Annotated in this window: 8 protein-coding genes, 1 pseudogene and 1 riboswitch; of the genes and pseudogenes, 2 read left to right on the top strand and 7 right to left on the bottom strand. The window is 71.5% G+C overall.

Going from position 1 to position 21,761, the window contains the following annotated elements:
• Window positions 1-66: 66 nt before the first annotated feature.
• The 5 genes and pseudogenes from Q5696_RS03880 to Q5696_RS03860 form a co-directional block, all read right to left on the bottom strand.
• Window positions 67-10,458, bottom strand: a pseudogene (locus Q5696_RS03880) (amino acid adenylation domain-containing protein); the annotation flags it as partial.
• Entirely contained in the window at window positions 10,455-12,080 is a 1,626-nt protein-coding gene (locus tag Q5696_RS03875) for a (2,3-dihydroxybenzoyl)adenylate synthase (RefSeq protein ID WP_370654857.1), read from the bottom strand. The pseudogene Q5696_RS03880 and the gene Q5696_RS03875, both read right to left, overlap by 4 nt.
• A complete protein-coding gene (locus Q5696_RS03870; protein ID WP_305093914.1) occupies window positions 12,077-12,748 on the bottom strand; it encodes an isochorismatase family protein in 672 nt (223 codons plus the stop codon). Before Q5696_RS03870 ends, Q5696_RS03875 begins: the two co-directional genes overlap by 4 nt.
• Before the next feature lie 102 nt (window positions 12,749-12,850).
• A complete protein-coding gene (locus tag Q5696_RS03865; RefSeq protein ID WP_305093913.1) occupies window positions 12,851-14,638 on the bottom strand; it encodes an ABC transporter ATP-binding protein in 1,788 nt (595 codons plus the stop codon).
• A complete protein-coding gene (locus Q5696_RS03860) occupies window positions 14,635-16,410 on the bottom strand; it encodes an ABC transporter ATP-binding protein (protein WP_305093912.1) in 1,776 nt (591 codons plus the stop codon). The genes Q5696_RS03865 and Q5696_RS03860 overlap by 4 nt, the downstream gene beginning before the upstream one ends.
• Before the next feature lie 64 nt (window positions 16,411-16,474).
• Between Q5696_RS03860 and Q5696_RS03855 the strand changes: the two genes are divergently transcribed.
• Together Q5696_RS03855 and Q5696_RS03850 are read left to right on the top strand one after the other, a co-directional pair.
• Entirely contained in the window at window positions 16,475-17,620 is a 1,146-nt protein-coding gene (locus Q5696_RS03855; RefSeq protein WP_305093911.1) for an isochorismate synthase, read from the top strand.
• Window positions 17,617-18,381 carry an SDR family oxidoreductase gene (locus tag Q5696_RS03850; RefSeq protein ID WP_305093910.1) on the top strand — a complete coding sequence of 255 codons (765 nt, stop codon included), beginning with the start codon at window positions 17,617-17,619 and terminating at the stop codon, window positions 18,379-18,381. Before Q5696_RS03855 ends, Q5696_RS03850 begins: the two co-directional genes overlap by 4 nt.
• Window positions 18,382-18,407: 26 nt before the next feature.
• Here the strand turns inward: Q5696_RS03850 and Q5696_RS03845 are convergent, their stop codons facing one another.
• Together Q5696_RS03845 and Q5696_RS03840 are read right to left on the bottom strand one after the other, a co-directional pair.
• A complete protein-coding gene (locus tag Q5696_RS03845) occupies window positions 18,408-20,531 on the bottom strand; it encodes a S9 family peptidase (protein ID WP_305093909.1) in 2,124 nt (707 codons plus the stop codon).
• A 1-nt stretch (window position 20,532) separates the two neighbouring features.
• Window positions 20,533-21,417: a phosphoribosylaminoimidazolesuccinocarboxamide synthase gene (locus tag Q5696_RS03840; RefSeq protein ID WP_305093908.1), complete on the bottom strand. Its 885-nt coding sequence runs from the start codon at window positions 21,415-21,417 to the stop codon at window positions 20,533-20,535.
• A 140-nt stretch (window positions 21,418-21,557) separates the two neighbouring features.
• Window positions 21,558-21,748, top strand: a riboswitch (cobalamin riboswitch).
• Window positions 21,749-21,761 lie beyond the last annotated feature (13 nt).

Below are 21,761 nucleotides of genomic sequence, written 5' to 3'. Positions count from 1 at the left end.
CGGTCGATCTCGCGAGCCGAGGGATGGTGCGATCAGCCCACCCTGCGCGGCGAACAGGTCGCGGAGCATGTCCGGGAGGGACGCGGCGGGACGCAGCCGCACCCGGACGGGCACGGTTTCGAGGGTCGGCCCGACGATGCGGTCGGCCGCGGGCACCGCCGGGTCGCGGCCGGACACGGTGGTGCCGAACACGACGTCGTCGCGACCGGTGAAGCGGCGCAACGTCAGCCCCCACGCGAGGGACACGAGGGTGGCCACGGTGACGCCGTGTTCGGCGGCGACCGCGACGAGTGCGTCGCGCACCGGGTCGTCGAGCCGACGCGTCGTCACGTGCGGCAGCACCGTGGTGCCGGGAGTGGCGGCCGGTGCCAGCAGGGTCGGCTCGTCGAGGTCCGCGAGGTACCGCGCCCACGCCTTCGTCGCGGCCGTGGTGTCCCGGCCGACCGACCGCCGCAGGTGGTCGGTGAAGTCGGCGGGTGGTTCGAGGACCCGGTCCAGGGTGGACGTCACCGCCTCCTCCCCGGCATCGTCCGCCGGGTACAGGCCGGTGAGCATCCGCGCCACCCCGTACAGCACGAACAGTTCGGTGAACAGCACGCCCTGCGACCACGCGTCGGTGAGGAGATGGTGCTGTGTCACGACGAGCTGTCGCGACGCGTCGGGGCCGGTTGCCAGGACCACCCGGATCAACGGTGCCCGGTCCAGCACGAAGGGCCGCGCGAACTCGTCGGCCGCGACGGTGTCCAGGTCCGTGACCGTCCGTTCCTCGACCGTGAGCGAAACCGGCGCGACGATCGCAACGGGGTCGGCGTGCACCGAATGAGTGAAGGCGGCACCGAGATTCGGGTAGCGGCGCACGAGCGTGTCGAGGGCCGCGGTCAGGGCCCGCACGTCGACGGGTCCAGCGAACGTGAAGCGGTGCTGCACGTGGTAGTTGTCGCCGGATCCGCTTCCACCGCTCACGGACTGGAAGTACATGCCCCGCTGCAACGGTGTCAGCGGCAGCACCTGCCGCCATCCCGGGTACCTGGTGTCGAGCACGGTGCGGGCGATCTCGTCGACGTCCACCAGGTCGGCGTGTTCGCCGGTCTCGTCGGGAGCCGGCGCGAGACGGACGGCCCGGGCCGCGAGTTCGTCCAGGGTCTCGGCTTCGAACACGTCCGCGACGGCGATACCAACGCCGCGCGTGGTGGCGGCGGCGACGAGGCGCACGACGGCGATGCTGTCCCCGCCGAGCGCGAAGAAGCTCAGCTTCGGGTCGATCACGGCCTGCAGGACCTCCGACGCTGCGGCGACGAGATCGGCTGTGACGGAACGGTCGTCACCTGTCTCCGGTCCGGACGGCTGCGGTGCCGCCGGCGCCGGGAGCGCCGCGCGGTCGAGTTTGCCGTTGAGGGTGCGCGGTAGCGCGTCCACCACGGTGATCGACTGCGGAACGAACTGGTCCGGCAGCACCGCCGCGAGCGCCTGCCGCATGCCCACCGGGTCGGCGGGTGCCCCACCGGTGACGACGTAGCCGAACAGTCGGGCGGTGCCGTCGGCGATGTCCGCCACCGTGGCGGCGGCATCGGTGACGCCGGGCAGGGCCCGCAGCGCCGTCTCGACCTCGCCGAGTTCGATGCGGAACCCGCGCACCTTCACCTGGTCGTCGGCGCGCCGCAGATAGTGGATGCGGCCGTGGCGGCGACGGACCACGTCCCCGGTCCGGTACAGGCGCTCCCCCGGCCGCTGCGGGTCGGCGACGAACCGGGCCGCGGTCAGGTCGGGCCGGTTCAGGTAGCCGCGGGCGACCTGGGTGCCACCGAGGTACAACTCCCCGTGCGCGCCCTCGGGCACCTCCCGCAAGAGGTCGTCGAGGACGTGGGCGTGGACGTCGGTCCACGGTGCGCCGATCGTGACCGGCGCTCCGCGGGTCAACCGGTCGGCGGTGGCCCACACGGTGACCTCGGTGGGGCCGTACACGTTCCAGACGTCGGCACTGACGGCGGTCAGCCGGTCGGCGAGTTCCGCGGGCACGGCCTCCCCGCCGACGAGGGCGCGGACGGGCCGGCTCGGCGGCGCCGTCAGCAGCAGCCGCCACAGCGACGGCGTCGCCTGCACCGTGGTGACTCCGGTGTCGGAGATCAGGGCCGACAGCGCCGCGGGGTCGACCACCGACGTCCGCGGGGCCACCACGACGGATGCCCCGATCGCCAACGGGCACAACAGTTCCAGGACCGCGATATCGAACGAGACGGTGGTGACGGCGACGATCCGGTCGGTGCTGTGCAGCCAGCCCAGGGTGGCCGTGGCGTCGGCGAACGCCGCGAGGTTCGCGGTGGTGACCATGACGCCCTTGGGTTTTCCGGTGGTCCCCGAGGTGTGGATGACGTAGGCCAGTTCGTTCCCTGATCCCGGAACCGGGGGCAGCGGAGCGTCCGCGCCGGCGACCGAGGTGCCGGCGGTGTCGGCGCGCACCGACGGCAGCCCGGTCCACGCGACGGCGTCGGCCGTGACGGCGGTGACCAGGACGCACACCGGGCGCGCGTCGTCGATCATGTACTGCAGCCGTTCACGGGGATAGTCGACGTCCAGCGGCAGATAGGCGGCGCCGCAACGCAGGACCGCGAGCAGCGCGAGCGGCAGGTCCCGGTCGCGGCCGACCGCGACCCCGACGGCCGAGCCGGGCCGCACACCGCACGCGACCAGGTCGCGGGCCAGCGCATCCACGCGGGCTCCGGCATCGCGATACGTCGTCTCGTGCCCGCCGGCGACGACGGCCACCGCGTCGGGCCGCTCCCGAACCTGGTCCAGGAACTTCTCCACCACCGACCGGGGGGCGCGGGCTCGGGACACGGTGTCGTCCGGACCGGTGGTACCGAGCAGTGCGATCGGCGTGTCCGGGCGTTCGACGAGGTGGGTGAGCACCGCGACCAGTTCGTCGAGCAGGTGCCGGGCCGTGTCGGCGTCGAACAGGTCGGCCGCCGCACCCACCCGGATCTCGGTGTGCGCGGTGTGTTCCCGGAGCCAGACCGCCACGTCCGTCCGGGCGGGCGGGTCGACGGGCTCGACCGGCGTGGCGACCGTGTCCCCGAACACGGTCGGCGGTCCGAGTTCCTCGTGGCCGACCATCGTCTGGAACAGCGGGTGCCGGCCCGCCGCCCGCGGTGGGGCGAGGGCGTCGACGACGCGGTCGAACGGCACGTGCTGGTGCTCGAGTGCGGCCAGGCCGACGGCCCGGACCCGGTCGAGCAGCTGGGCCGGGGTGGGGTTCCCGGTGACGTCGATACGGTGCACGACGGTGTTGACCAGGTAGCCGACGGTGCCTCGGAAGCGTCCGTCGTCCAACAGTTCCCGGTCGGACACGGTCGTGCCGAGGGGGATGTCGGTGCCCGCGCCGAAGCGGTGCCAGGTCAGCGCGACGGCCGCCTCGAACAGCATGAGCGGGGAGACACCGTGGCGGGCTGCCGCACGTCGCAGACCCTCGGCAGCGAGCGGGTCGAGCCGGTGGACGGCCGACACCGAACGGTGCGAGGGCTGCCGTGGTCGGGTGCGGTCGGTCGGCAGTTCGAGCTCCGTCGGCAGACCGGCCAGCCGTCCGGCCCAGTACTGCAGCGACGTCCGGGCCGTGTCCGACGCGGTCCGGGCCCGGTCGGCGGCCGCGAACTCGACGAAGCCGGGGCCCGGGTCCGGTAGCCGGGGCACTCGTCCGGCCGCCCGCTCCCGGTAGGCCAGGGACAGCGCGTCGAGGAGGATCGCCACGGAGGTGCCGTCGATCGCGATGTGGTGGATCACGATCACGAGGGCCGGCCGGTCCGCGGTGGTGAGGTGGACGGCCCGTGCGGGCACGTCGCGTTCGATGTCGAACGCCCCGGCGGGATCGCCGGTTTCGCCTCGGACGGCAGTGGCGAGATCGAGGTCGGTGACGCGGCAGGCCAGGACGGGTGCCGCGTCGACGGGCAGCACCCGCACGGTCGGCGCGCCGTCGGCGCCGGCCGGGTAGCAGGTGCGCAGGATCGGGAAGTGCCCCAGCACGTCGCGCCACGCCGCCCGCAGGGCGTCGGTGTCGACCGGCCCGGACAGGTCCAGCACGATCGGGACGTCGTGGGCCCGCGACCGCGGATCGAGTCGCTGCACGACCCACAGTCGTTCCTGCGCCGACGACAGCATCGGCACGGCCGAAACCGCGGGCGGTCCGGCGGGTGACGTCGCGGCGGGCCCGGCGCTCCGTGCGCGGGCCGCCAGCGCCCGCGGGGTCCGGGCGTCGAAGATGTCGGCGACCGTGACGACCAGTCCGGCGCGCCCCAGCCCGCTGACGGCGCGCATCGCGGCCAGCGAATGCCCGCCACGGTCGAAGAAGTCGTCGTCGGGGGTGAGCGCGGTGTCGAGGACCCGCGCCAGCTGCGCGGTGACGGTGTCGACGACGTCGACCGGTGCGGTCGTATCGGGATCGGACGGAGCAGGATCGGACGCGACGGAGCCGGGCGCGATCACCGTGACCGTTCGAGGCGGCAGCACAGCGACAGCGGTCGGCACGAATTCGGTTGCCGGACGGTCGAGTCCGTCGAGCATGTCGGCGAGGACGGTGGGCAGTGCCGCCGCCACCGCGGCCGCGGTGTCCGCGGTGACGACCGCCGGATCGTGGTCCACGACCAGCCGGAACCGGTCGCCGGGCGGCGCGAGCAGCGACAGCGGGTACTGGGTGACGCCGACGTTGCCGATACCGGTGATGTGCGTGGCATCGGCGGTACCGGGATCAGGGCCGAACGCGGCGGGATAGTTCTCGAAGACCACGAGGGTGTCGAACAGTCCGGTCCCACCGCGGATGTCGCTGCACGCCTCGATCTCCGGCAGCGGAAGGTGTGCGGCGTCACCGAGGTCGTACTGGTCGTTCTGCGCGGTCCGCAGCACGTCCCGCAGCGGCCGGTCGTCCAGGCGCATGCGCACCGGCACGGTGTTGCTGAACAGGCCGACCATCGCCTCGACCCCGTCGAGGTCGGCGGGCCGCCCGGACACGGTGGTGCCGAAGACGACGTCGTCGCGGCCGACGAGTGCGCACAGCACGGCGCTCCACGCGCCCTGCACGACAGTGTTGGCGGTCAGGCCGTTCGCGCGGGCGATCTCGGCCAGCCGCGCACCGAGGGTCTCGTCGAGCGGTACCTCGGCCGCCACGGTTGCGGCCGTGCCGCCGTCGCCGCGCGCGACGAGGGTGCCGTCCTCGAGTCCGGCGAGCCGCCGGCGCCACGCCGCCCGCAGTTCGTCGCGGTCCCGGCGGGCGAGCCAGCGCAGGAAGTCCGCATAGTCGGCGGCGGTGGGCAGCCCGGCAGGACCGTGGTTGTAGTGATACACCAGCTCGCGCAACACGATCGGGGTGGACCAGCCGTCGGTGACGAGATGATGGGCGTTCAGGATCAGCCGGGTGCGGGCGCCGGGGAGCCGGAGCACGTGGGCGGCGAGGAGCGGTCCACGGCGCACGTCGAACACGGTGGCGGCGGCCGCACGCTCGGCACGCTCCGCGGCAACGGCGGCCGCGCCGTCCGGCAGTCCGCTCAGATCGGTGACCCGCCACGGGATGTCGACGGTCCGCGGAATCGTCGCGACGGGGGTGTCGACACCGGCGAAATGGAATCCGGCGGCGAGGTTGCGGTGGCGGGCCACGACGGCCGAGAACGCGGCCTGCAGCCGGTCGGTGTCGAGCGCCCCGGCCAGGTCGACGACGGCCGTCAGCGTGTACGGGTCGTGGTCGGTGAAGCGGGCGGCGTGCGCGAGCAGGCCCTCCTGCAGCGGGGACAGCGGCAGTATCTCGGCGAGAGGCCCGGTGACGGACTCGAGGAACGCGATCTGATCCTGTGTGACGGTCACGTCCGGGCAGTCCGAGGCGCTCAGCCCACCGGGGTGCAGCGCGGCGTGTGCGGCGAGCCCGTCCAGGGCGTCGTGGAAGTGCCGCTGCAGGTCGGTGACGGTGTCGGCGCCGAGCAGGGCGTCCGCGGCGGTCCATTCGATCGACAGGGCCGGCCCGTCGGGGCCGTCGTGGACGAAGGCGTTGATCGCCAGGACCTCGGTCAGGGTCCGGCCGGCCGGTTCGACGACGCCGAACGCGTCACCGGCGACGGTCCGCCACCCGGTGCCGGACAGGCCGGCGGGCTTGCCGAGGTAGTTGAGCACGATCTGTGGGGTGGGTAGGTCGGCGAGCGCGCGTCCCGCGTCGTCGAGATGGCGCAGGATCCCGTAGCCGATACCGTCGTCGCGGCCGAGGCGACGCCGGGCCTTGACCTCGTGCAGGAGGTCCGCGACGACGGGTCCGCCGCCCAGTGCATCGGCGAGACGGTCGTCGGCGTCGAGCAGCATCCCCGGCACGGACACGGGGTATTCGGTGGTGAACCAGCCGACGGTCGCGGCCCGGTTCTCGTCGCGGCCGTGGCCCTCGAGCAGCACCGGGAAGTCGCCGGACGGGCCGCGCAGTGCGCGTACCGCGACGGTGAGTGCGGTCAGGAGGACCTCGTCGGGGCGGGCCCGGTACGCCGCGCACAGGTCGTCGACGACGGCCGCGGTCACCACGGCGGGCACCGCGGTGCGGGTGACGGCCGCCGTCGCGTGGGTGTCGACGCCCGCGCGCGGGCCGGCCGCAGTCAGCACCCCGGTTCCGGCCGCGAGGACGGCGCACCACGCGGCAACCTCGTCGAGATAGTGGTGGGAGGCGCCGCGGGCGGCGAACCCGAGCGCCCGGTGCCGCCACGATTCTCCGCCCGGTGCGGCGAGGGCACGCCCGTGGTACGCGTCGAACAGATCGGTCAGCAGGATGCTCCAGGACACGGCGTCGACCGCGAAATGATGCACGACGATCAGCAGCCGGGACGTTCCGTCGACCGGTCCGGTGACGTCCAGCCGCACCAGATCACCGGTGCGGGGCGACAATTCGTCGGCGCATACCCGTGCCCGGTCTTCGACGTCCCGCTCGAACTCGGCCGCGGTGACCGGACCGCCGTGCTCGGTGATCACGACCGCGGGCACCGTCTCCGGGATCTCCACGGTGACTGCATCTTCCGTATCGTCGACGATCATCCGCAGCGCCGGATGGCGGTCCAGAAGCACCCGCACCGCCGCGGCGAGAGCGTCCCGGTCGACGGGGCCGTCGAGTTCGACGGCGGTCCACTGCGCGTACGACGCCACCGTGTCGACGGCGTCGACCGTGAGGACGGTGCGCATGACCGGTGTCGCCGGGGTGCTGCCGATCGGGGTGTCGTCCCGGTCCGTGCCCGGCTCGTGCGTCACCTCGCGGCCCGCCTGCGCGAGCGTCGCCAGGTCCCGCCCGGACAGCAACTCCTTCGGGGTGAGGATCAGGCCGTGGCGGCGCAGGCGGCTGCTGATGCCGATCGCGGCGATGCTGTCGCCGCCGAGACCGAACAGGTCGGCGTCCGGGTCCACGCCGCCGGACGCCGTGTCCAGCCCGAGCACCTCCGCGACCACCGCGCACAGCGCGTACTCGGCCGGGGTGCCGGGGCTGCGAGTGCTGCGGGTGTCTGCGGTGTCGTGACCGCCGGACACCGTGAGGCTCGCCGGGTCGGGCAGCCGGCTGCGATCGACCTTGCCGTTGACGGTCACCGGAAGCTCGGCCAGCACCACCACGGTGGACGGGACGAGATGGTCGGGCACCGTGGCCGTCAGTGCGCGACGGACATCGTCCCCGGAGACAGCGGAGTCGGCAGCGGAGTCGAGGACGACGTAGCCGACGAGCTTGGCGAACGCGCCGCTGCCCGAGACCGTCGCCACTGCTGCAGCCACCGAGGACACCTGTGCCAGAGCGGTTTCCACCTCGCGGAGTTCGACACGGTGGCCGCGGATCTTCACCTGGTCGTCGGTGCGGCCCCGGTACTCGTAGCCGGTGTCGGCGTGCCACCGGGCGAGGTCGCCGGTGCGGTACATGCGCCCACCGGCCGGATCGAACGGATCGGCGACGAACCGGTCGGCGGTGGCGCCGGGCCGGTCGAGGTAGCCGCGGGCGAGCTGCGGGCCGGCCAGGTAGAGCTCGCCGGTCTGCCCGTCCAGGACGGGCTGCAGCGCCGTGTCGAGCAGGTAGGCGGCCGTGCCCGCGAGCGGCCGGCCGATGTGCACGTCGCCACCGGTGACCCGGTCGGCGAGGGCGTCGACGGTCGCCTCGGTGGGGCCGTACATGTTGTAGACGGCGGCCGTCCCGCGGCCGAGCCGCTGCGCCAGTGCCGGCGGGAGCGCTTCACCGCCGACGACGATCGTCCCGACGCGGTGCCGGCCCCGGCGGTCGTCGATGTCGGCGACGAGACCGGCGTCGGCGAGGAACGCCGCCATCGACGGAGTCGTGTCGACGACGTCGATCGCGTCCTCGGTGAACACCCGGATCTGCAGGTCCGCGTCCCGCTGGACGTCACTGTCGTACAGATGGATCCGGTGGCCGTCGACGATCCACAACAGTGGGTCGAGCGACGCGTCGAACGCGAACGACGTGGTGTGCGCGACGCGCAACTGCCGGCCGCCGACCCGGGCACGGGCGTCGGCGTACAGCGTGCCGCGGTGGCGGTGCACGAGATGCGCGAGTCCCCCGGCCCGGACGACGACACCCTTCGGGGTGCCCGTCGAGCCCGAGGTGAACAGCACGTAGGCGGCGTCCTCGGGATGCCGAGGGCGGACCAGCTCGGTGGCCTGCAGCCGGTCGGCGGGCAGTGCGTCGATCTCGTCGGCAACGTCCGGTGCCGCGAGGTCGACGACCGGGCACGCGGTGTCGGTGACGGGTGATCCGGTGTGGCACAGCAGCAGTGCCGGTCGCGCCAGGTCGACGAGACCGGTGAGCCGTTCGGTGGGGTACGCGGGGTCCAGCACGACGTACGCGGCGCCGGCCTCCCACACCGCGAAGAGGCATGCGACGAGGTCCGCCGAACGCGGGAGCGCGAGAGCCACGACGTCGTCGGGGACGACACCGCGCGCCCGGAGCAGCCGCGCGATCCGGTTGACCCGGGCGGCGAGATCGGCTGCCGTCCACTCCGTTCCGGCGTCGGCGAGGACGACCCGGCCGGAATGTTCGGTGGTCATCGCGGCGAACAGGTCGGGGATCGGTCGCGGCTCCGACGGCAGTGCGGCCGGACGCCATGCGTCGTCGAGTCCCCCGCCGCGCAGGGCGATCCGGCCCAAAGCGGGACGGTCCGGTGCGGACAGTGCCCGGATCAGCCGGGCCAGGCCGTCGATGCGCGCGGTCACCTCCGGTTCGGACACGCCGGCGGCGTCGACCTCGAAGCCGAGCATCATCCGTCCACCCGCGAGGGGGGTCACGGTCAGGCCCAGTTCCTCCGGCGGCCCGCCCGCGACGTTGCGCAGCGTGCCGACGGCACCCGCGAAGTCCAGTTCGACGTCGAACGCCTTGAGGTTGATGCCCACCCCGTGCAGGACGGCGCCCGCGCCGGGGGCGGCCAGATCCCGCACCAGGTCCTCGCCGCGGTAACGCTGGTGGGTGCGCAGTTCCCCGAGCGCGGTCGCGGCCGACGCGGCCAGGGCCGTGATGTCGTCGGTCGGTGCGACGGGAATCCGCAGCGGCAGCACGTTGACCGCCATCGACGGTGTCGTCAGCGCGGTGCGGGTGGTGCGGACCATGACGGGCAGCGCGAGCACGACGTCGGCGGTGGCGTGCAGGCGGGCGACGAAACCGGCGTACGCGCCGATCAGCACGTCTGCCCACGTGCATCCGGTGTCGTCGGCGAGCCGCTTCAACGCGGCCGTGTCGTCCGCGCCGAGGACGGCACGCGCCGAATGTGTGCGCACCGCGGGACCGAGGTCGGCGGCGCCCCGGCCGTGGAGTTCGGGCAGCGGACGCAGCCGCTCCGTCCAGTAGTCGCGGTCCGCGGTCCACTGCTCCGAGTCCCGGTAGGCGGCGTCCTCGGCGACCAGCTCGGCGATCGTTCCGAACGGGCTGGGGCGCAGTGTTTTTCCGGTGATCGCGGACGTGTAGCGGGCCGCGAGCCGACGCGAGATCATCGCCGCCGAGTAGCCGTCGACGATCAGATGGTGGTACAGCTGCACGCACCACACCTCGGTGTCGGACAACCGGATCAGGGTGTACGAGAACAGTTGCCGCTCGGTCATGTCACGGGCCGCGGCCGCGGCGTCGGAACGGATCCGGGTCACCGTGCGGTCCGCGGCTGCCCGCGGGTCGTCCTCGCGGCGCAGGTCGACGACGGGAACCGACAGGGTCTCGGCCGGCGTCACCCACTGTCGGGGGCCGTCCTCGGTGTCGGTGAACCGGGTACGCATCGTCTCCGCTTCGGCGACGGTGGCCGAGATCTCCGCGGCGAGTACCGTGAGATCGACCGGTGCGCCGGCGATCTCGAGGACCTCACCGACGAGGTAGTACGGCGACTCCGGTTCGAGGCGCTGCGCGTTCCAGATGCCCAGTTGCGCACCGGTGAGCGGCAGCAGCGCGATGGTCGTGGTGGCGGGGTGTCCGTCGGTGAGTGTCATGCGCCCTGGTTCTTCTTGTCGATCTTGCCTACCGACGTCGTGGGGAATGCGGTGACGAACTCGAAACGATCCGGGATCGTGTACGCGGCCACGCGTCGTTCGGTGCGGAGGAAGGCCCGCAGCTGGGCCGCGGTCGGGGTTGCGGCCCCGGGGTCGCGCCGGATCACGTACGCGCAGATACGTTCGCCCAGAACATCGTCCGGGATCCCGACCACGGACACGTCGTGGATGTCGCCGTGCGCCAGCAGATGGTTCTCGACCGTCGCGGGCGCGATCTTCTCGCCACCTCGGTTGATCTGGTCCTTGCTGCGACCGACCACCGTCAGGTATCCGCGGGCGTCCCGCACGACGATGTCGCCGGTGATGTAGAAGCCGTCGGCGGTGAACGAGCGCCGATTGTGTTCGGGGGCACGGTAGTAGCCGCGGATCGTGTACGGGCCGCGGGTCTGCAGGTGGCCTGCGACGCCGTCGGGGACCGGCTCGCCGCGGTCGTCGACGACGCGGACCTCGTCGTCGGGTGAGATGGGCCGGCCCTGCGTGCGGTACACGGTCTCGTCGTCGTCACCGGCGCGGGTGTAGTTGACCAGGCCCTCGGCCATGCCGAACACCTGGACGAGGGCGCAGCCCAGTTCGGGGGTCACCCGGCGCGCGGCCTCCTCGGGCAGCTTCGCGCCGCCGACCCACACCGCCACGAGCGACGACAGGTCCCGCCGGTCGCGCACGGACGAATTCAGCCACGCCATCAGGACGGGCGGGACGAGCGCGGCATGCGTCACCGCATGCTCCTGGATCAGGCGCAGGCACGTGTCCGGGCTGGGATCCGGGGCCATGACGACGCAGCCCCCGACCGCGACCGTGCCGAGCAGGCCGGGTGAGCTCATCGTGAAGTTGTGCGAGATCGGCAGGACCGCGAGCATCACCGACGTCTCGTCGACACCGCAGATCCGGGCGCTCTCGCGAACCGAGTACAGGTAGTCGTCGTGCGTGCGCGGAATCAGTTTCGGGGTGCCGGTCGTGCCGCCGGACAGTTGCAGGAACGCGACGTCCGACGGCAGGGAGCGGTCGGCGCGCGGCAGCGGTGGCGCGGAGGTCCAGGAGATGTCGCCGGCCGGGATCACGACCGTGACGACGTCCGGGAAGTCGGCGGCGATCTCGGCCGCGAGGTCGCCGTGGGTGCCCGGGCCGGAGCCGTCGAGGGTGACGTAGCCGCGTGCCGACGTCGCGGCGCAGAACTGGCGGATCTCGGCGGCGCGGTGCGCGGCGAGCGCGAACACCGGCAGCGCACCGATCTCGAAGAGCGCGAACACGATCTCGACGTATTCGACCGTGTTGGGCAGGTGCACGATCACCCGGTCACCCCGCCCGACACCGCGGGCGGCGAGCTCACCGGCGACGACCTGCACCCGGTCGGCCAGCTCCGCATACGTGAGCGTGCGCAGGGCGTCCACGACCGCGAGCCGGCCCGGATGTGCCGCCGCGGCGGCAGCGAGCAGCCCCGAGTGTGTCCGTCCGGTCCAGTACCCCTTGGCGCGGTACCGCGCCGCGAACTCGTCCGGGTAGTCGACGACCCCGTCGAGACGCAGGGGGGCGACGGCCACCGCTGTGTCGGACGCCGACGTCACCGGCCGGTCCCCGCGCCGGTCAGCGCACCGCTCAGCGTCCCCGATGCCGCGATCACGTCGCCGGTCGTCACGACGGCGCCGCACCGCTTGGCGGCGTACGTCGCGGCCAGGATGTGCTCGTCACGGGAGAAGTCGGCGGTCGCGTCGAGCACCAGGAACGGCTGGACGTCGGACATGAATGCCTCTGCGGCACTGAGCATGCAACCCATGTGGGCGTAGACGCCGGTGACGATCAGCTGGTCCCGGCCGTGGTGGGCGAGCAGCTCGCGCAGGTCGGTGCGCTGGAACGCCGAGTAGCGCCACTTGGTGACCTCGATGTCACCGGGTCGCGGACACAGCTGCTCGACGATCTCGGTGTCGCGTCCCCACTGCAGTCCCGGACCCCAGAAGTCGGCGAGGATGCCCCGCCGCGACGGGTGCTGGTCGCCGGGTTGCATCGTGTAGACGACGGGGATGCCCCGCGCGGTGGCCTGCTCCCTTATCTCGGCGATGTTGCCGACGACGGTCGAGATCAGTTCGGGCGCATCGCTGTACGCGTCGACGAAGTAGTTCTGCATGTCGTGGACGAGCAGTGCGGCACGGTCCGGGTCGAGTTCCCAGTCGACGATGTTGCCGGGGATCTCGTCGCGCCCGGGCATCGTGTAGCTCGAGATTTTCGGTATTGCCATTGCGCCCCTCCAGCTTCCGCTAGTTCGATGCAGCTCCACTACAACAAGGCATTAGGTTAGCCTATGCTTCTACAAAAGTGGGGGTGTACGAATCCGGCCTGGTCACCGCCGGTGCCGACGCCACGCCTCCCACAGCGCGCCGTACCGGCCGCCGCAAGCGACCAGACGGTCGTGCGTGCCCTCCTCCACAACCACACCGTTGTCCATCAACAGGATTCGGTCCGCCCGCCGCGCCTGGTCGAGTCGGTGCGCCACGATCAGCGCACTACGGCCCTCGAGTGCCGCCGCGGCCGCCCGTTCCAGGACCGCAGCCCCGGCACTGCCTGCGTCGGCGGTGGCCTCGTCGAGGATCACCACCGGCGGGTCGGCGAGGACCAGCCGTGCCAGCGCCAGCTGCTGGACCTGCAGTGGGGTGAGCCGGTGGCCGGTATCGCCGACCACGGTGTCCAGACCGTCCGGGAGCAGATCGAACCAGTCCCCCGCCAGAACCGTCCGCAGCGCCGCCTCCATGGCCGCGTCGTCCACGTCCGGTGCCGCCATCGCGAGATCCTCGCGGAGGGAGCCGGCGAAGACGTGCGTCTCCTGCGTGACCAGTACGATCCGTTGTGCCCGATCGTTTTCCGGAACGTCCGCCAGGTCCGTGCCACCGAAGCGGACCCGGCCCGAGCTCGGTGTGCGCACCCCCGCGAGCAGGGCCGCGAGCGTCGACTTACCGGCCCCCGACGTTCCCACCAGAGCTACGGTCTCCCCCGGTGCGACGACGACGTCCACACCGCGCAGCACCTCACGGCCCGGCGCGTAGCCGAACGTGACGCCCTGTGCCTCGAGTGCTCCCGCCTCGGGCAGCACGGCCGCCGCCCGACTCGTGGGCGGATCCTCACCGGCCTCGATCACACCGACGATCCGGGCGAGCGAGGCCAGCGCGGACTGCAACTCGTCGACGACCAGCAGCAGGTCGTCGACCGGCTCGAACATCCGCAGGAAGAACAGCATCGCAGTGGTCGTCGCGCCGACCGTCAGCGCGTCGGCCCCCACCAGGAGATATCCGACGACCAACAGGCCCGCCATCGCCACGAACCGGCCGGTGTTGAGCCGGCCGTAGAAACGGTTCTGCACGATGCGGGCCCGCATCGTCCACCGCACGACCTCCCACGAATGCGATCCGATCCGACCGGCCAGCCGCGGCGCGATGTCGTACGCATGCACGGTGCGCAGCCCGCGGACCGCACCCAGCACCTGCTGTGCCCGCAACCCCATCGCGGCACGTTCCGCAGCGTAGATCTGCGGCGCATTGCGCAGGTACCAGCGCACCGCGAACGCGTACACCGGTACGGCCAGAACCAGCACGACGAGGAACCGCAGGTCCAGTGCGGTCAACCCCACCGCGGTGAGCAGGATCGTGAACAGCGACGTCGTCAGGGCCGGGACGACGGTGCCGACCGCGCGTGACACCTCGTCGACGTCGTCGGTGGCACGGGCGACGAGATCGCCGCTGCCCGCCCGCTCGATTCGCTGGAGCGGCAACCCCAGGCCCGTCGTGAACATCCGTTCGCGCAGCCGCGCCAGAACCGTCTCGAACAGCCTCGCGGACAACACGACTCCGAGCGCGGTGAATACGGCGAACGCCAGCGCCGCACCCACCATGACCGCACCCAGCCACCAGATCCGCGTCGCCGAGTCCCCGGCCCCGACGACGTCGACCATGCGCCCGAGCGCCCACGGCGGAACCAGTCCGAGCGCGGCGCCGACCACCATGGCCGCCACGACCGCCGCCACCCGGCCGCCCTGCCCGCGCAGCGCCCGGCGGATCTCCCGCCACACCGAACGGGCATCGGCGATCGGCAGTCTCGCCTCGACGGCGGTCGGGGTCGTCACGGTCGGTGCGCTCATCGTGCGGTCTCCAGCAGGGTCGGGTCGAGGTTCCGGTCCACCGGATCGTGGGCGCCGATCGTCAGCACCGTCGACGCCGCCGCCGTCAGGGCCGGCGACGACGTGAACACGACGGTGGTCCGTCCGGCGCGGGCGGTCGCGATACGTTCGGCGACAGTCGCTTCCGTCACCGAGTCGACCGCCGTCGTCGGATCCAGCAGGACCAGGATGTCGGGGTCGGCGGCAAGGGCGCGGGCCAGGCAGACACGCTGCCGCTGACCGCCCGACAGCAGCCGTCCGGCCTCACCGACGTCGGAGTCCGGTCCGTTCGGCAGGGCCGCGATCACGTCGTCGCAGGCCGCCGCGAGAACCGCGCGGGCGAGGACGTCGTCGGTTGCACCGCCGCCGGCGGCAGGCGCAGTTTCACCGCCGCCGGCTGTGATGTTCTCGGTGATCGTGCCCTCGAACAGGTCGCTCTCGTGCGGCGCGACGAGCAGGATCCGGCGGCGCACGTCGTGCGGCAGTTCGGCGACGTCGACGCCGCCGACCGTGACCGCGCCCGCGGTCGGGACCGCCAGTCCGGCGAGGACGTCTGCGAGGGCGGCCGTCGTGACCGCGTCCGCCGCGACGGCGACGAACTGCCCCTCGGGAATCGTGACGTCGACGGGTTCCGATCCGGCGCATTCGACGCCGTCGAACCGCAGATCGAATCCGGACGGCGGCCGGCCGGCCGGATCGCGGTCGGTCGCGGGCGGCGCCTGCAGCACCGTCAGGACGCGTTCGGCCGACGCCAGTGCCTGCGCCCAGATGGCGCCGAAGTTCGCGGCGAACGCCTGCAGCGGGCCCATCACGAACTGGGTCACCGCGACCACCGTGATGAGCTGCCCGACGGTCATCGCCCCGCCGAAGGCCAGGACGCCGGCAGCGACGGCGACACCGGCGATGAACAGCCCGGACACCACTTCCATCGAGCCCAGGTAGCCGGCGCGGGCGACACTCGCCCGTAGTGTGCCCTGCAGTGCGCGTTCGCTGGCGGCCAGGTAGCGACGACCGGCCTCGGGTTCGGCGCCGAGGCCCTTGACGATCCGGAATCCGCCCACGAGATCGGCGGCGGTGCCCGCGGCCTCGCCGGCGACCTGCTGTTCCTGCATGCTGCGTCGACGCAGCGGCGACCCCGCCCGGTCCATGAGCCACAGCATGAGCGGCGCGGCCACCAGGATCGCCAGACCGAGCGGCCAGCAGACGACCAGCAGGATCACCGCCGAGAACACGACGGCCGCGAACTCCCCCAACGGGTACACGACGATCGCGACGGCGGACGCGAGCTGGCGGGCGTCGGACGTCGCGATACTCAGCAGCATGCCGGGCTGCCGAGGTGGACCGCCCATCCCGCGGGCCTCGAGGATGCGGTCGGTGATCTTCGTCCGCACCTGGTGCTGGATCGCCTGCATCCCGAGAAAGCCGATGCGGGAACCGAATCGGAACGTCAGCGACACCAGCGCGTAGTCGACGGCGAGGACGGCCACCCACAGCACCAGCCGGCCACCGTCCTGGGGGCTGATCGCCCGGTCGATCGCGATGCCCATGATCACGGGGACGAGCGCGGCGCACAGTTGGTGCACGATCAGCAGCAGCCCGGCGGGCACGGTGTACTTCTTCGCCGCGAACATCGTCCGCAGCGTCAGCTCCCGGGGGGTGGTCGATTCGGTGACCTCGACGGTTCCCGTCCGCAGTGGTGTCGCGGGCGCTTCGAAGAAGACCGGTAGTCGCCGGTACGCGAATCTCGTTGACACAAGCCACCCCTCGTCGTGATAGTAACGTTAGCCTAACCTACATACGAGCGAAATGAGGTACGTGATGGGTACTCCCCTGCCCACCGTCGCCGGCACGGCCGCGACGGACGACGACGGCACCCGGGATCGCTTCGTCCTGTCCCGTCCGCACGGGACCGTGGCCACCACCGGTGCCCGCGCCCGGTTCGACGACGTCGACGCCGCCGCAGCCGCACTCCGGACGAGCCGAACCGACCTCGTCGTCGGCGCCCTGCCCTTCGCCCGGCACGCCCCCTGCGCACTGATCGCGCCCGCAGCCGTCGAGCGGACCACCGGCACCTGGCAGCCGCCGCACGGCCTGCCACCCCTACCCCGGTTCACGGTCGACGGGATACGCGACGGCGAACACCTCGACCGGGTACGCACCGCACTCGACGTGCTCCGCGACGACACGTCCGTACTCGACAAGGTCGTGCTGGCACGGACGTTGACGCTGACCGCCGACGCTCCCGCGGCGCCGGCGGCGATCCTGGCGGCGCTCGTGACCGGAACCCCCACCGGCAACGGCTATCTCGTCGATCTGAGTGCGGCCGGTGACTCCCACACCGGACGGACCCTCGTCGGCTCGTCTCCTGAGGTGCTCGTCCGCAAGGAAGGGAGCACGGTCAGCTGTCATCCGCTCGCCGGGTCCGCGCCGCGCGACCCACGAACCGACCGTGACCGCGAGATCGGCCGGGCCCTCACCGCATCCGTGAAGGACCGCCGCGAGCACGCGTTCGTCGTCGAATCCGTGCGCGCGTCGCTGGCCCCGTTCTGCCGGACCCTCGACATCCCCGACACCCCCACCCTCACCCACACCCCACAGCTGTGGCATCTGGGCACCCCGATCCGCGGCGAACTCCGGGACCCGGGAACCACCGCACTCGATCTGGCACTCGCACTGCATCCGACACCGGCGGTGTGCGGCACCCCCACCGACCTCGCCTACGCCACGATCGACGAACTGGAAGGCGACCGCGGCTTCTACGCGGGCGCGGTCGGCTGGTGCACCGCCGACGGCGACGGCGAATGGATGGTCACGATCCGGTGCGCCGAGATCTCCGGCGACCGGCGCCGGGTCACGGCGTACGCAGGTGGTGGGATCGTCGCCGAATCCGATCCCCGAACCGAACTCGGCGAGACCGTGACGAAGTTCGGAACCGTCCTGAGCGCGTTGGGAGTTCGGCTGTGACACACACCCTCGTAGTCGGCGCGGGACAGGGCATCGGCCGTGCTGTCGCGGTCACGCTGGCGCGGTCCGGGCACACCCTGTCCCTGGCCGACGTCGACGCGGACGGGCTCGCCGAGACGGCCCGGCGGATCGACGGAGCCGTCACGACCCGCACCCTCGACATCCGCGACGCCGACGCCGTGGCCGCGGCCGTCGCCGACATCGAAGCGTCCACCGGGCCGATCACCGCACTGGCCCACGTCGCGGGCGTCTTCGGGACCGGTTCGATCCTGGACTCCGACGACGACCAATGGCGGAACATTTTCGACGTCAACCTCTTCGGACTGCTCAACGTGGTCCGCGCGGTGGGCCGGACGATGCGCGAACGCCGGGCCGGGTCGATCGTGGTCGTCGGCTCCAACGCCGCCGGCGTACCCCGAATGTCCATGGGCGCGTACGGCTCGTCGAAAGCGGCCGCGACGATGCTGACCCGCATCCTCGGACTCGAGCTGGCGCAGTACGGCATCCGCGCGAACATCGTCGCCCCCGGATCCACCGACACCGCGATGCAACGCTCCCTGTGGACCGACCCCACCGACGACGACGGAGCCCTCGGCGCGATCACCGGAGACCCCGCCGCCTACAAGGTCGGTATCCCGCTCGGCCGCATCGCCGACCCCGCCGACATCGCCGACACCGTCGAATTCCTGCTGTCCGAACGGGCCCGGCACATCACGATGCAGAGCGTGTACGTCGACGGCGGCGCCACCCTCCGCGCGTGACCGTCACCCCGCGCCGGTAGTGCCGATCAGCCGGCCGCGCCGGCGGTGTCGATCAGCCACGCGTACTCGAACGCGGCTTCCTTCCACTTCTCGTAGCGTCCGCTGACACCGCCGTGCCCGGCACTCATCTCGGTCTTGAGCAGCAGCGGCGCGTCACCGGTCTTCGTCGCTCTCAGGGCCGCAACCCATTTCGCGGGTTCGACGTACAGGACGCGGGTGTCGTTGATACTGGTGATCGCGAGGATCGCCGGATAGTCCTTGGCCTCGATGTTCTCGTACGGGCTGTAGGACCGCATGTACGCGTACACCTGCGGGTCGTCGAGCGGGTTGCCCCACTCGTCCCACTCGATCACCGTCAACGGCAGGTCGGGGTCGAGGATCGAGGTGAGCGGGTCGACGAACGGCACGTTCGCGAGAATGCCCGCGAACAGCTCCGGCGCCAGGTTCGCGACCGCACCCATGAGCAGACCGCCCGCGCTGCCGCCGTCGGCGACCAGCTGCGCCGGCGTCGTGCGTCCCTCGTCGATCAGGTGGCGGGCGCACGCGACGAAGTCGGTGAAGGTGTTCTTCTTGGTGAGAGTCTTGCCGTTCTCGTACCAGAGCCGGCCCATCTCACCGCCCCCGCGCACGTGCGCGACCACGAACACCATGCCCCGGTCGAGCAGCGACAGCCGCGCCACCGAGAACGCCGGATCCATGCTGGACTCGTACGAGCCGTACCCGTACAGCAGCGTCGGGGCGGGACCGGAACCGATTCCCTTGCGCTGCACCACCGACAGTGGAATGCGGGTGCCGTCGTCGGCGACCGCCCACTCGCGGTGCTGCTCGTAGTCGGCCGGATCGAAGTCTCCGAGAACGGGCTGCGCCTTGCGGAGGATCAGCTCTCCCGTCGCGAGCCGGTAGTCGTACACCCGCGACGGCGTGACGAACGACGTGTAACCGATCCGCAGCGTCGGCTGATCCCATTCGGGGTTGGAGCCGAGGCCGACGGAGAACAGTTCCTCGTCGAACTGCATCTCGGTGAGCTCGCCGTACCCGTCGGCAGTGAGCGGCCAGATCGCCAGCCGGGTCAGTCCGTCGCGCCGGTAGCTGAGCACGAGATGGTCGGCGAACGTGTCGATGTCCTCGAGCCGCACGTCCCGGCGGTGCGGGATCAGGATCTCCAGCGCGGACGGGTCCGCGACGGGAGCCTGCGCCAGGACGAAGTTCTCGGCCTTCTCCCCGTCCGCGGTGACGTCGTTGTGCAGAACGAGGAACCGGTCCTCACCCGCGATCACGGCGTGCTCGGCGGAGTATTCGACGCCCTCACGGCGCGGCAGGATCACCCGGAACTCGCCCTCGGGGTTCGCGGACTCGAGGATCCACCCCTCGGTGGTGATCTTGGAGCCGACCCAGATCATCAGGTACTTCTCGCTGCGCGTCGACCCGACCGACACCCAGTAGCGGTCGTCCGGCTCGTGGAACACCTGCACGTCCGCGGACCGGTCGGTGCCCAGTTCGTGCCGCCACACGGTGTCCGGGCGCCACGCGTCGTCGACCGTGAGATAGAAGACGTGCCGGTTGTCGGCTGCCCACGTCGCGCCGGGCGCGGTGTTCGGGATCTCGTCGGCCAGCAGTTCCCCGGTCGTCAGATCCTTGAACCGCAGCGTGTACCGCTCGTCCCCGACGACGTCGACGGCGTACGCCAGCAGGGCGCCGTCGAGGCTGATGCTGTACGCACCCAGCGCGAAGAACTCGTGTCCCTCGGCCTCACTGTTGCCGTCGAGCAGCACCTGCTCGCCGGCGATCGCGGCGTCCGCGGACAGATCCGGCGGCGTCCAGTCGTCCGGATCCGCGATCGGGCACCGGCAGTGGACGCCGTACTGTTTCCCCTCGACGGTGCGCGAGTAGTACCACCACTCGCCCAGCCGCGTCGGCACCGACATGTCGGTTTCCTGGGTGCGGGATTTGATCTCCTGGAAGATCTTCTCCCGCAACGACTCCAGATGTTCGAGCTGCTGCTCGGTGTACGCGTTCTCCGCCTCCAGATACGCGACGACCTCGGGGTTCTCCTTGTCGCGCAGCCACTCGTAGGGGTCGACGAACGTGTCCCCGTGATGGGTGCGTTCGAGGGGAACTCGTTTGGCGACAGGAGGAGTCGGCGTACTCACGTCAGCCCACCCAGTCCTCGAACGACAGGCCCGAGATGCGTTCGTACGCTTCGATGTAGCGGGCGCGGGTCGCGTCGACGATCTCCTGGGGCAGCGCCGGCGGCGGCGTGTCCGAGCTCCGGTCCCAACCGGATTCGGGGCCGGTGAGCCAGTTCCGGACGAACTGCTTGTCGAAGCTGGGCTGCACCTTGCCGACCTCGTAGCCGTCGGCAGGCCAGTAGCGCGAGGAGTCCGGCGTCAGCACCTCGTCGGCGAGCACCAGGTTGTTGTCGGAGTCGAGACCGAACTCGAACTTGGTGTCGGCGAGGATGATTCCCCGGTCCCGTGCGAAGTTCGCAGCTCGCGTGTAGATGTCGATCGTGTCGTCGCGCAGCTTGACCGCGAGATCCTGGCCGACCTTGTCGACGACGGCCTGGAAGTCGATGTTCTCGTCGTGGTCACCGATCGCGGCCTTGCTGGCCGGGGTGAAGATCGGCTCGGGCAGCTCGCTCGCCTCGACCAGCCCCTCGGGCAGGGCGACGCCGCACACCGCACCGGTGTTGCGGTAGTCGACCAGTCCGGACCCGGTCAGGTAGCCACGCGCCACACACTCGACGGGCACCATGTTCAGCCGGCGCACCACCAGCGCGCGTCCGAGCACCTCCTCGGGAATGCGCTCGTCGAGCGGATCCCCGGCCAGGTGGTTGACGCCGCCGAGCTTCTCGAAGAAGAACACGCTCATCGCGGTGAGGACACGGCCCTTGTCCGGGATGGGGGTGCTCAGGATGTGGTCGTAGGCCGAGATCCGGTCACTCGCGACCAGCAGGAGATGCTCGTCGTCGATCACGAAAAGATCGCGGACCTTGCCGCCGGCCAGGTGGGTGTAGGACTCGAGTGAAGGACGCACGACGATCACCCTATCGGTCCGCCGGACCGCCGACCCATCCCCTCGATCCCCGTCCCCCCGCGTTTTGCGCACCTGTCGCGCCGAAAATCCCGGGAAAGTCGCGCCAAGTGCGCGAAATGCGGAAGAAACGGCGTCGACTATCCTGGGCCCGTTGCCACGGTGAACGGGAAGTCCGGTGCAAAAACCGGCGCGGTACTCGCCACTGTGAGCAGATACGTCGACTCGACGTGCGGCCCTCGAGCCACTGGAGAAATCCGGGAAGACTCGCCGGGCCGGGAGACGACGCTCGTATCTGCCGAGCCAGGAGACCGGCCGTGGCACATACCTGCACGTTTTCCACGAGT

Origin of the sequence: Prescottella sp. R16 (genome assembly GCF_030656875.1) — a bacterium.
Lineage (GTDB): Bacteria > Actinomycetota > Actinomycetes > Mycobacteriales > Mycobacteriaceae > Prescottella.
Note: the sequence above shows the minus strand (reverse complement) of the source record. Positions and strands in the feature narration are given on the sequence as shown.